A 12,088-nucleotide genomic window follows, 5' to 3' on the forward strand; every position below is an offset into this window, starting at 1 on the left:
TGGGTCGCACCGCTATGTCTTCGCTCTTTTCCCTTGGCTTATTTCACAGGACCGATGTACTTTTGTATTCCTTAATCTAGATTAACTTTTTTTGTTGCTAATATCTGCTGCTTCATTAAACGTATAATTATCCCAAACATTTGTGCCATCAGCTCCAGGTTTTTGAAAGACATAGGGGCGGTTAGGCATCGATTTAAAATAGTCTTTCTCAAACCAATAACCTTTTTGTTTAGCTTCTTGAATTTGGATAGCCCCAGTATTTTCATCAATTACAATTAAGTGTCCAGTGAGTCCATAAATTACTTTTTCTGGAAAAATATTACGACGAGAAACTGTATGATATGGCGGTTTCATAATCCCACGATAAAATTGATCCCGTTGTTGAGGTGGAATACCTGCCATTGCGTCTTTTAATGCTCTTTCTGTGGAATCAGTTCGATATAAATCAGCTAATTTAATCGGATCTGTTTCAGCTTCATGATGATTTCTTTTTTGATTTTCTAAGACAATCTCCCAAGGCACAAATATGGTTTCTATTTCACAAATATGGGTTTGTAATTGTTTGAGAATTTCTGCTTCATTATTTCCAGGGGGATCATTGAGCAGCTTTAACATTATTAAAACAATCCGCTCTCCTTTATTAATTGTCTCACTGTTTTTGATTTTATCAAAAATTTTTTGTATTCTTTCTTTGCTAGCTGAAGGAATATTTTGTTGTAACCCATCCCAATCAACATTACTATCCAAGGAAAGGTAACGTTCTTCCAGCATAGTTGCTATTTTCATCCAAATATCATATCGGGGATCGACAAACTTATTTAAATTCATTAACTCAATAAACCTCTAGTAAAGGTAACAGAGAGTAGGGAACAAAAATTATCACAATTCATTTAGTATCCCTATTTTATTTTTCTTCAAAAACATTCAGGATGATGCCTAAATAATGCCACATCCAAATCCTTAGATATTATTCTCTATAGTTTAAAGGTGAAATAGTTCGAGCGTCAAGCCAGAAAAGGCTCCATAATTATCATAGTTAACCCTAAGTTGTTGCAGTTGGGAATCTGTCACTAGCCAATTTGCAGCAATGTTAAAGGAGGTACCAATATTCACTTGTTCAGGACAACTCAGAGAAATACCATCAGGAAAAAAGAACATTTTATTTCCTGCCAAAGGCCAGTGCAGTTGAGTTGCTATTGGCTCAGAAACCTTTAAATCTGGGGTCATGGTAACAGCAGTTCCTTGCCAGTTACCACTCAGATTTCTCTCAGGTAAGAGATTGATTTCCTTTGACCAATATTTACTGGGAAAACCGGCTGCATCTTCACGGATACTTACTGCCCTCATCAAACTGCCATTACTATCATAAATAAGGGCAACACTATGTCTTATATCTTCATGTTTTAATAACAATTCGTGTGGCAATACCGCACCTGATTCTAACTGTTTACCTGACAATACAGCTGCACCTTGTTCAAAGAAAAATCCTCTCATTGACTGTTTATCATACTGCCAATTTTTTTCTTCTATCCTGCCGTCAGCATATATATAACGATTAGTGTGATAAATTTCTGTTTGTTCTGGATTACTGCGGAAGCTTCTCAAACTTTGAAATGATTCTTTTACCTCTCCTTCAGGAGAATACCTTGTCCAAATACCATGCCAATCCCGCAAATGGTTTACCGTGAAATTTTTCCAGTTTTGCTCTTTTAAATCCATATCATTTACCAAAAAAAATCTTGATTATTTGCTCATTATATCTAGACAGCCTGATCTCAGATGAATAATCTTTATGAAGTATTGGAAAATATCTTAGGGATTCCCTCCAGCATCCGACAGGTAAAATTCTTCCAAAGTCAAGCTATACAAAGCTCCAGATTCATCATACTTGACCCTTAGTTGTTGTAAATCAGAGGGGGTAATCAGCCAATTTGCCGCAATGTTAAAGGAGGTACCAATATTCACTTGTTCAGGACAACTCAGAGAAATACCATCAGGAAAAAAGAACATTTTATTTCCTGCCAAAGGCCAGTGCAGTTGAGTTGCTATTGGCTCAGAAACCTTTAAATCTGGGGTCATGGTAACAGAAGTTCCTTGCCAGTTACCACTCAGATTTCTCTCAGGTAAGAGATTGATTTCCTTTGACCAATATTTACTGGGAAAACCGGCTGCATCTTCACGGATACTCACTGTCCGCATCAAACTGCCATTACTATCATAAAGAATGGCAACACTATGTCTTATATCTTCATGTTTTAAGAACAATTCAGCCGGTTGAAACACCGAACCAGGTTCTAACTGTTTAGCTGACCATGTAGCTGCACCTTGTTCAAAGAAAAATGATCTCATTGACGGAAATGCTGGGTGAACAATTCCATCAGGTAACACCTTATCCTGTTTATTGGAGTGCCATTTTTTTTCTTCTATCCTACCGTCAGCGTATATATAACGATTAGTGTGATAAATTTCTGTTTGTTCTGGATTGCTGCGGAAGCTTCTCAGACTTTGAAATGATTCTATTATCTCTCCTTCAGGAGAATACCTTGTCCAAATACCATGCCAGTCACGCAAATGGTTGGCCGTGAAATTTTTCCAGTTTTGTTCTTTTAAATCCATTTTTTATCCCTCCACTAAAGTCCAAAAATAGCCATCAGGTGCAATAAATGAGAAACTTTTATCACCAAATTCGTTCTCAGATACCTGTGTTACCTCAGTTGCTTCGCTAGTACTAACACGCTGGTAATATCCCTCAATATCGCTTACATTCATGGTATATAAACAAACTCCTAAAGAGCCAGGACGAGAGTAAGCAAGTTTGTTTATTAAACTACCTTCAAACCGCAAAAATTCAAAGTTTCCAGAACGATTTTGGGTTTTATCTTTAGTATAATTCCGAGGAGCATTAAAGTAATACTTCAGCATCCGTTCCCCATTTTCTGGTCCTTTTAGCTCCAGGATGCGGCGAGAAGCTTCAACATATTTACTTTCAGAATTATTCGTACTACGACGCAAACCAAGCACTTGGTCGTAAAAATCTAACTTTTCATGCTCGCAGTCAACAATCAGTCCCGCGTGAACGAACTCCGAAGCTTTGAAGTGAGAATCAGGATTGACAATGCCCGAATTGGGGCGAGTATAATCATGGCGCTCAAAAAGAACTTGTCGGGTTAACGGCTGGATGAGAACCATTTCATGTACACAAGGATTAGCTTGTATAAACGGCTGGAATGACTCGGGACGATAAATCAAATTTCTCTGGGGTGGAACATAGTATACAGGTAAGCCAGCAGCGATCGCATCTTCGGCATGATTGGCAATATTAAACACATCTAAAGATAAACTAGTTCCCCAACGGCTACCCACCGCTTTTAAAGGAGTCAGTCCCAATCCTTCGTTAACTGGTTTGTCCCACACCATTAAGCGGAGCAAACTTCTATCTGTAACTTGATTATGAAGGCGATGCGATCGCAAACTGGAATTGACACCATATAACCGATTTGCTTCCGTTGCACTGAGAGTACCAGATTGTCCTACACTAAAGCCAAACTGTTGCCAATATTCGATCAGAGCTGCTTCATCCTCTGCTGTTGCACCGATGGCGAGTTCGTATAAACCACTAATGGATGGAGCGTCTTCTTCTGCTGTTGGTAATGATTCATTAGCCATGTTACTTTGAGGGTTTTCCATCTTTTTCTAGGTTATGTGATGAAAGTCAAAGGGCGAAAAGTGAGAAAATTTCTCCCCCTTGTTATAGTGGCCGATTCCGCTAATAATTGGCCAGGCTAAACCCATGGAATTTTCTTTGACAAATTATCTTTTGTATGTATCTTAGCTCAAAGGGGGTTCGCGAAGCGGCTCTTTTGGAGCATCGCATCTACCATCAGCTTACCTTCAGTCCCACCCAAAGAATCCGTTGCGCACTCCACACTGTTAATGCGATTCGGGCAAAGCCCGACGCTGCGCGAACGCATCTACAAGCTTACTCAAGGATCCCACTGACAGAAATCCGTTGCGCAGTCCACTCTGTTTCACTAAAATTCTCCAAGACCGATAATGTCTGCTCGTCAGCCGTCAGCGGTCAGCATATTTTATTCAAAAGCACCTCAACTAGCCTCGCCTACGGCCAATGGCTGATAGCTGATCGCACCTCAAGTAGCGTGCCCGTAGCCCATAGGCTGATAGCTGAACGCGCACGCGTGCGCGTAGCGCATATGCTGACATAACCTCTTTTATTCTACTAGGTACGCTTACCGAAAAGCTGAATAAGTGAAGGTTTTACGAGATTTTGCTAATATTTACTCCATTTTAAGCACTACTTTAGTATGCCGAGCCAAAAACTGTCATTGCTCTCAACAACGTTTTCCAGAGCTTTACTATTAGTTACTCCATTTCAACCTCTACTCTAGTATGCAGATCCAAAAACTGTCATTGCTCTCAACTTACCAGATAATAGGCTTTGTATCATCAAAATTAAATTAATTACTATTATCCCATTTAAAGGTTGAGTAAAATGCAAGAACGATTTAGTAACCAAACCCATAGTACAGGTTGGATAATTCAGTCTTGGGCGTCTTTCGTTATTTCCATTTTTGCTATGGCTATTGGCATTGCCAATTTGCCAGCAGATAACTGGATCAAAGGCTACTTAGGTATCGGTTTACTTTTCTCTGTTGGCTCTAGCATCAACATCGCGAAAACTACAAGAGATATCCATGAATCCAAAAAACTAACCTCGAAAGTTGAAGAAGCTAGAGTTGAAAAACTACTGACTGACCACAACTCTCTGCACTAATATCAAGTGCATCAGCTATCAGCTATCAGCTATCAGTTATTACCTATAAGCTATCAGTCATTAATCGTAGGGTGGGCAGTGCCTACCAACGTGGTTTGCAAGCTTCATTATCTGTCTGCTGCACTGCCCACCCTACATGAACCTATCAGTAGGGTGGGCAGTGCCTACCAACGTGGTTTGCAAGCTTCATTATCTGTCTGCTGCACTGCCCACCCTACATGAACCTATCAGCTATCAGCTATCAGCTATCAGCTATCAGCTATCAGTTATCGGCTATTGGCCGTAGGCTAAGCTACACCGAACAGCTTTTGAATAAAATAAGCTGACCACTGATGGCTGACCACTGATGGCTGACCACTGATGGCTGACCGCTGACCGCTAACCGCTGACCACTGACCACTGACCACTGACCACTGACCGCTGACCGCTTAAGCGATTACCTTAAAATCAGAAATCGTCTCAATCCATACCCGTGCTCCACACTTTAGGGGATCATCTGGGCGATACATGACCCGACAAGGGCCATTGACTTCGACAGTATGACCGTAAGTATTGTTAGAGCCTCGTTTTACCGTAATCACTGGATTGCGTTCGCCGCTGTTGTGATTTTGGCGAATCACTTTCTGATTAACGTGGATGACGGCCTTCGTGTAATTTGTACGCTTTGACCAATTCCGCTTCGGTCCGCGAGTACCAGGGGTAACCACGGGCATGCCATCAAATAAAGGAATCACCCAAGTTCTACCGACTTTATAAGCTCCTTTAACTCTGCCCTTGCTCAACAGGAAACGGACGCGAGTGGCAGAGATACCTAGTAATTCAGCAGCTTGTGCGGTAGAAATCATCATGGCGGTAAAACCATTGCTTTAAAGATATTATTTATATTAACACGATGTTTTAGAAGATGCAAGGGAGTGGAGAGGGTGCAAAGGGTTGTAAGCGTGGAAGGTCAGAAAAACTATTGCATTGTTATAACGGGTGATATGGGCTATGTAGTTGATGTGGGAGGTTAGAAAAAACTATTGCAGCGATGCAATTAACTTTGATCCGGTGGGTGGAATGGGCAGCAGGGGTGTAAAATGTATTAAGTGTTTACAATGTATTAAGGGTGGAATAGGTATCAGGGGTGGAATGGGCATCTTGCCCGTTTCATTTCCGGGCGGGCTGTCCCAAGAATGGCTACGAGGCGGTCAGAGCGGATCCTTGGGTGGTGCGTTACGGGGCGACTTCAGGGGCGAAGAGGTTGAACATGAGGACAAGCCCGCCCCTAACACACCCTACGCAACTGCCCGATTCCCGATTCCCGATTCCCGATTCCCGATTCCCTACTCCCTGTTCCCTGTTCCCTGTTCCCTGTTCCCTCAACAAAAAAATTCGGTCAAGTTTTGGTTAATTCCAATGCTTGACCGAATTATTTTTTGTAATAGTCAACAACCCTAGAGTCCTTGACTATGTGTTCACCAAATCAACAACATACAAACTTAGGTCTTAGACTTCAGACTTCGTAATTTCTCCTGAGTTTTGACCTGTAGCCAGGGATGCAAATCCCTGGCAATTTGCTATCTTAATCTACCAACAGATGTCGAATCAAAATACTGATCACCTCACCAGGATTTCCGGTAGGTTGAGGAGTGCTCCACTCATGAACTTGGGCGTAGCCACGGCTATAAAGATTATAGATTGTGACCCGCACGGTTTTGGGAGAACCGATCAATATATGTTTGATTTGCTCCCGTCCTGGCTGGGGTTGGCCAGATAATTCAGGGAGATTAGGATTGTTGGGATTATACTCAAAATTTGGTAGAAAGTTTTCGATGTCCATAATGTTTTTTGCTGTTGTATTTGCGACATTTTTATATTAATAAATAATTTTTAATTTTGTCAAGTATTTTTAAGTATTTTTTATAAAGGGGGTATAAAGATGAAATTTTTAATTAGTTTTTTTTTGTTTTTTTTGGTTAATTAAAAATAGCGATCGCATTAAAATTGAGACCGTAATCATGCGATCGCTTAGCGGCTGATATCATCGCCTTTTTTTAGGGATTATGAATTAGGGATTATGAATTAGAGTAATGGTGTTAGATTGGGGGAGTCCTTTCCCGTAGTGCCTCCTACATACCATCGCTTTCCATAGCATTTCTTTACCAAGGGGGAAAGTGCGGAAATCGATCTAGAAAGTCCCCCTTATTAAGGGGGATAATGGGGGATCTAAACCCGGAAGCAGATCCGAAAAGCTCGATCCTCCCAGCCCGCCGTGATCATTGGGTAAAGTCGGAAAATCGATCTAGAAAGTCCCCCTTATTAAGGGGGATAATGGGGGATCTAAACCCATGCAAAAAACCACAAAATCGATTAGTTTTAAATGTGCGATCGCCAACAAAGACAATTCCATATTCCTTATAATTACAAGTTAGTAAGCAGAGCTAGAGAATTAAGGAAAACTATGACACCAGCCGAGAAAAAGCTGTGGTCTTGCTATTTGAAAAATTTTCAGTTTAGAGTCTTGCGACAAAGACCAATAGCGAATTTTATTGTTGACTTTTATTGTGCTGCTTTAAAATTAGTTATTGAAGTTGATGGGGATTCTCATTATACAGAATCTGGCCAAGCTTATGACGAAGAAAGAACTCACATTCTTGAAGGTTATGGATTAAAAGTAATTCGATTTACCAATGATGAAGTATTGCATAATTTTGAAGCAGTGTGCGATCGGATCAGCAGTGAGCTTCCCCCTAGCACAACCTAGAGCTGTTTCAAAATTCAATAAGTTGCGGCTCTTTGGTGAGTATCAAATTTTTTTAGGGATTAGGATAATAGAGTTAGATTGGGGGAGTGGAATCGCGCTTTTTATACCATTTTCTAGTGCGATCCCCCCCTGCCCCCCTTATTAAGGGGGGAGTCCGGAAATCGATCTAGTTTGTGCCCCTTCCGCCCAAATAACCAAAGGGGGGAGTAAGCTCTTTCTCTCCCATTTCCTCACTCGATCCCCCCCTGCCCCCCTTATTAAGGGGGGAGTCCGGAAATCGATCTAGTTTCTCTCCCTTCCGCCCAAATAACTAAGGGCGGAGTAAACTCTTTCTCTCCCATTTCCTCACTCGATCCCCCCCTGCCCCCCTTAATAAGGGGGGAGTCCGGAAATCGATCTAGTTTCTCTCCCTTCCGCCCAAATAACTAAGGGCGGAGTAAACTCAAAGAGTTCCCTTTCCTAACTCGATCCCCCCCTGCCCCCCTTATTAAGGGGGGAGTCCGGAAATCGATCTAGTTTCTCTCCCTTCCGCCCAAATAACTAAGGGCGGAGTAAACTCAAAGAGTTCCCTTTCCTAACTCGATCCCCCCCTGCCCCCCTTATTAAGGGGGGAGTCCGGAAATCGATCTAGTTTGTGCCCCTTATTAAGGCAGACCAAGGGCGGAGTAAACTCTTTCTCTCCCATTTCCTAACTCGATCCCCCCCTGCCCCCCTTAATAAGGGGGGAGTCCGGAAATCGATCTAGTTTCTCTCCCTTCCGCCCAAATAACTAAGGGCGGAGTAAACTCAAAGAGTTCCCTTTCCTAACTCGATCCCCCCCTGCCCCCCTTATTAAGGGGGGAGTCCGGAAATCGATCTAGAAAGTCCCCCTTCCGCCCAAAGAACTAAGGGGGGAGTCCGGAAATTGATCTAGAAAGTCCCCCTTATTAAGGGGGATTTAGGGGGATCAAATCTCCCTAAATTGCTATAATTAAACTAATCGAACATAACTACCTATAAATTATGGCAGCATTGTCCCTTTTGGCTAGTTTAGAACTATCGAAAATCGTGTCACCGTTGTTAGGTATTATTGCGGGACAAGCAGGGAAGCATATAATTAAATCTCTGACTAAAAGCGATATCGAAAAAGCCATCAAAGCGGGAGCAGAAGCCGTTGATCAATGGGACAAACAACTGGATAGTCAACAGCGCTTATTTTTTCACGCTCCCCCGGATGGCTGGAATGGAGTTAATCGGTTTTTGAACGACTATTTTACTCATTCTGCTGTTGTGGCGGAATTACAGAAACCCTTACTTAATCAAGGTAAGCCAGACCGGGATATTTTAAGCACCGTATTTCAACAACAAGCTGAAGCCAAGACTATTAAACTAAATCAAGACAGTCTCAAGCCTTGGATAGAGACATTTATTAATGCTTATTTTCAGCACACGGATACTTATCTTAAATTTCAGGTAGCTAAACAGGATTATTGTGAGCAGTTAGCCAACTGGTTTGATGATGTCAAATTTGCTGGCATTGCTGTGCCTGGGCAAGAAGTAGAAAAATCGGAGAAGTTAGCCCAGATTTTCGTAATGCCAGATGTCGTGGAAGACGTATCAACTGCTGGCGCTTGGGAGCGGGAGTTGTTAGCAGCCGGTAGTGGGGAAAAGCCAGAAAGGCTGCTATTGGAAAAGACAACTGGCCGGAAATTCTTGGCTCAGCAGTTATTGAGCCAAAGTCAGTCGAGAAGAGTGGTAATCCTGGGTGCGCCAGGCTCTGGTAAAACCACCTTGATGAGCTATTTTGCGGTAATATTAGCTCAGCAAAATCCTGACATTTTGGGATTAGATGGTGATACCGACTGGCTACCGATTTTAATCAGGATGCGAGATTTTGCCAGACATCTCGATAAAAGCCTGATCGACTATGCTCGGATATTTGCGGAAAACACCATGTCAGTGAAACCGTTACCAGTGGGATTTTTCGAGCATTGGTTATCTGATGGTAGAGCCTTGATATTGCTGGATGGTTTGGATGAAGTAGCAGAAGAGGCTAAACGCCATGATGTAGTCAAGCGCATCGAGAATTTTTTAGGACAGTTTAACAGAAATCGCGCTATTATTACATCTAGACCGGCTGGTTATCGGCGCGACTTTTTCCGCACTGAGGAATTTCCCCACTATCAAATCCAACCCTTTGATGACCAAAAGATTTCGGCATTTATTGAGAACTGGTATAACAGTCGCTTTCAAGACCAAGCAGAAGCCAAAAGGCGCAAGGAGAGTTTAGGAAAGGCGCTGAATGATAATGACCGGATTACCTTGTTGGCACGGAATCCCTTATTGTTGACAATTATTGCATTAATCCATCGGTATCAAGCGGTATTGCCCAAAGAACGGTTTGAGCTTTATAATTGTGCAGTCAAAACCTTGTTAACCTCTTGGGATGCTAACAAAGAAATTAGCAATAAGGGACTATTTAAGTATCTAGATTTGTATGATTTGCGCCGATTGATGGAATTGCTGGCTTATTGGATTCATAGCCAAGGAAATAGTGAAGATAACGAAGTCGGCACCATTCTTAATAAAGATGATTTGATTGCTCAGTTGAGTAAACAGATTAAAATATTGAAGCAGGTGCAGTTATATCAAGCAAAGGAAGAAGCAGAAGCATTTGTAACCTTGATTCGCGATCGCACCGGTTTATTGAATGAGCAGGGGCAAGATTGTTATGCTTTTGTCCATAAGACATTTCAGGAATATTTGTGTGCTCAAGAGATTAACTATCAAGCAGAGGATGAGTATGATTTTAGTATTATTTTGAATCATATTCGGGAGCATTTACATGACTCCCACTGGCGCGAAGTGTTATTATTGCTAATAGCACAACAAAAACCGAAAAATGCCGCGAGGGCGATTCGAGCGGTTTTGAATAATAATAGTAACTATAAGGATTGGTTACAGCGTGATTTGTTGTTTGCTGGTAAATGTTTGGCGGAAAACCCTAAGAATTTGCGTAGTGCTGACGGTGAGTTAGTGCAAGAGATTTTAGAGGGGTTGCTTGAGTTAGAGGTGAGTAGTGAGGAGCGGGTTGGCGATAAGATTCGCGAGCAGGTTTATCAGATAATTTGTAGTTTGTATGACACGGATTTTCAAGCACAAGCTCTGGAGATGTTGAAGGAGCGAACAGATTTAATTGATGAGACACGATTGCTGAAGTATCGACACGAGTTAGGGGAAAAGGATCAGGTAATTACAATATTGTTGGCGCGACTAAAGGATGCAAATTCTATTGTTCGTCGGGAGGCCGCCGATGCCTTGGGTCAATTGGGCAACAACTCAGAAACAGTAGTCAACGCTCTCCTAACACGGCATCAGGATCCCGATATTGATGTCCGTCAGAAGACAGCCATAGCTTTGGGGAATTTGGGCAACAGTTCAGAAACGGTAGTCAACGCCCTACTACCGCTGCTTCAGGATGATGGTTCTCTTGTACGTGGGTGGGTAGCCGTGTTCTTAGGCCAATTGGGCAACAGTTCAGAAACGGTAGTCAATGTTCTACTACCACTGCTTCAGGATCACGATTCTGCTGTACGTAGTGGCGTAGCCTTTGCCTTGGGGAATTTGGGCAACAGCTCAAAAACGGTAGTCAACGCCCTCCTACCACTGCTTCAGGATCACGATTATCATGTGCGTGGGTGGGCAGCCAATGCCTTGGGAAAATTGGGCAACAACTCAGAAACGGTAGTCAATGCCCTAATAGCACTGCTTCAGGATTATGAGTCTTATGTGCGTAGCAAGGCAGCCAATGCCTTGGTTGAATTAGCCAACAGCTCAGAAACCCTAGTCAACGCCCTACTAGTACAGCTTCAGGATCCCGAGTCTTCTGTGCGTTCGTGGGGAGCCAATGCCTTGGGAAAATTGGGCAACAACTCAGAAACTGTAATAAACGCCCTCATAGCAAAGCTTCAGGATGAGCATTCTGATGTACGTGGGTGGGCAGCTGATGCCTTGAGCAGATTGGGCAACAGCTCAGAAACCGTAGTCAACACCCTCCTAGCAAGGCTTCAGGATGAGGATTCTTATGTGCGTGGGAAGGCAGCCGAAGCCTTGGGCAACTTGGGCAAAACATCCAATCATATCCTCCCTACTATCATGGAATGGATTGAACAACATCAGGATTCCGACTATGTGGGCAGTGGTATTGATGCGCTGTGGGATTTGGTCGTAGGAAGGGAGTAGGGAGTCGGGAGTCGGGAGTAGTAAGAAAGAGAGCCAAAGAGTTTTTGATATTATTAGAAATAAAGATCTGTTTATGCTATAATTTAATATTGTGCATTTTTATGGTATTGTTGTTGTTGGATGCGATCAAGGATGCGATCGCATTTCGCAATTCCCAATTCCCAATTCCCAATTCCCGATTCCCGATTCCCGATTCCCGATTCCCGATTCCCGATTCCCGATTCCCGATTCCCTAAAATCCAACCATTGCGATAAAACAACACAAAACCCCCAACGGCACTAAGCCATCGAGGATTAATTACTATTAAAAGCGATTGACCCTAGGCCAC

At 42.5% G+C, this 12,088-nt stretch carries 11 protein-coding genes; 5 read left to right on the plus strand and 6 right to left on the minus strand.

Annotated elements, in window-relative coordinates; all coding sequences use genetic code 11:
• Nucleotides 1-81: 81 nt before the first annotated feature.
• The 4 genes from F6K63_RS29245 to F6K63_RS29260 all read right to left on the minus strand — a co-directional run bounded on the left by F6K63_RS29245 (nt 82) and on the right by F6K63_RS29260 (nt 3,687).
• Entirely contained in the window at nt 82-828 is a 747-nt protein-coding gene (locus tag F6K63_RS29245; RefSeq protein WP_008188172.1) for a hypothetical protein, read from the minus strand.
• 153 nt (nt 829-981) lie between these two features.
• Nucleotides 982-1,719, minus strand: coding sequence for a DUF3598 family protein (locus tag F6K63_RS29250; RefSeq protein WP_008188173.1), 738 nt, complete (start codon nt 1,717-1,719; stop codon nt 982-984).
• Nucleotides 1,720-1,812: 93 nt separating this feature from the next.
• Nucleotides 1,813-2,616 (minus strand): DUF3598 family protein, encoded by an 804-nt coding sequence (locus F6K63_RS29255; RefSeq protein WP_008188174.1) that lies wholly within the window; start codon nt 2,614-2,616, stop codon nt 1,813-1,815.
• Between the two features lie 3 nt (nt 2,617-2,619).
• The gene (locus tag F6K63_RS29260) at nt 2,620-3,687 is read right to left on the minus strand and encodes a VOC family protein (RefSeq protein ID WP_287313900.1); all 1,068 of its coding nucleotides are present in this window, start codon (nt 3,685-3,687) and stop codon (nt 2,620-2,622) included.
• A gap of 823 nt (nt 3,688-4,510) precedes the next feature.
• Here F6K63_RS29260 and F6K63_RS29265 point away from each other — a divergent pair.
• Complete coding sequence (locus F6K63_RS29265) at nt 4,511-4,792, plus strand: YiaA/YiaB family inner membrane protein (RefSeq protein WP_287313901.1); 282 nt, start codon at nt 4,511-4,513, stop codon at nt 4,790-4,792.
• A gap of 428 nt (nt 4,793-5,220) precedes the next feature.
• On the opposite strand, the gene F6K63_RS29270 is transcribed toward F6K63_RS29265, so the two are convergent.
• A complete protein-coding gene (locus F6K63_RS29270) occupies nt 5,221-5,640 on the minus strand; it encodes a helix-turn-helix domain-containing protein (protein WP_008188178.1) in 420 nt (139 codons plus the stop codon).
• A 278-nt stretch (nt 5,641-5,918) separates the two neighbouring features.
• Between F6K63_RS29270 and F6K63_RS29275 the strand changes: the two genes are divergently transcribed.
• On the plus strand, nt 5,919-6,185 hold the full coding sequence (locus F6K63_RS29275; RefSeq protein ID WP_287250309.1) for a hypothetical protein: 267 nt from the start codon (nt 5,919-5,921) through the stop codon (nt 6,183-6,185).
• A 171-nt stretch (nt 6,186-6,356) separates the two neighbouring features.
• Here the strand turns inward: F6K63_RS29275 and F6K63_RS29280 are convergent, their stop codons facing one another.
• A complete protein-coding gene (locus F6K63_RS29280; RefSeq protein WP_287313902.1) occupies nt 6,357-6,614 on the minus strand; it encodes a hypothetical protein in 258 nt (85 codons plus the stop codon).
• A 540-nt stretch (nt 6,615-7,154) separates the two neighbouring features.
• Here F6K63_RS29280 and F6K63_RS29285 point away from each other — a divergent pair.
• The 3 genes from F6K63_RS29285 to F6K63_RS29295 all read left to right on the plus strand — a co-directional run bounded on the left by F6K63_RS29285 (nt 7,155) and on the right by F6K63_RS29295 (nt 11,995).
• The gene (locus tag F6K63_RS29285; protein WP_287313903.1) at nt 7,155-7,538 is read left to right on the plus strand and encodes an endonuclease domain-containing protein; all 384 of its coding nucleotides are present in this window, start codon (nt 7,155-7,157) and stop codon (nt 7,536-7,538) included.
• Nucleotides 7,539-8,540: 1,002 nt separating this feature from the next.
• Nucleotides 8,541-11,759: an NACHT domain-containing protein gene (locus tag F6K63_RS29290; RefSeq protein ID WP_287313904.1), complete on the plus strand. Its 3,219-nt coding sequence runs from the start codon at nt 8,541-8,543 to the stop codon at nt 11,757-11,759.
• Nucleotides 11,732-11,995: a hypothetical protein gene (locus F6K63_RS29295; protein ID WP_287313905.1), complete on the plus strand. Its 264-nt coding sequence runs from the start codon at nt 11,732-11,734 to the stop codon at nt 11,993-11,995. Before F6K63_RS29290 ends, F6K63_RS29295 begins: the two co-directional genes overlap by 28 nt.
• Nucleotides 11,996-12,088 lie beyond the last annotated feature (93 nt).

This window comes from Moorena sp. SIO1G6 (genome assembly GCF_010672795.1).
In the GTDB taxonomy this organism is placed as follows: domain Bacteria; phylum Cyanobacteriota; class Cyanobacteriia; order Cyanobacteriales; family Coleofasciculaceae; genus Moorena; species Moorena producens.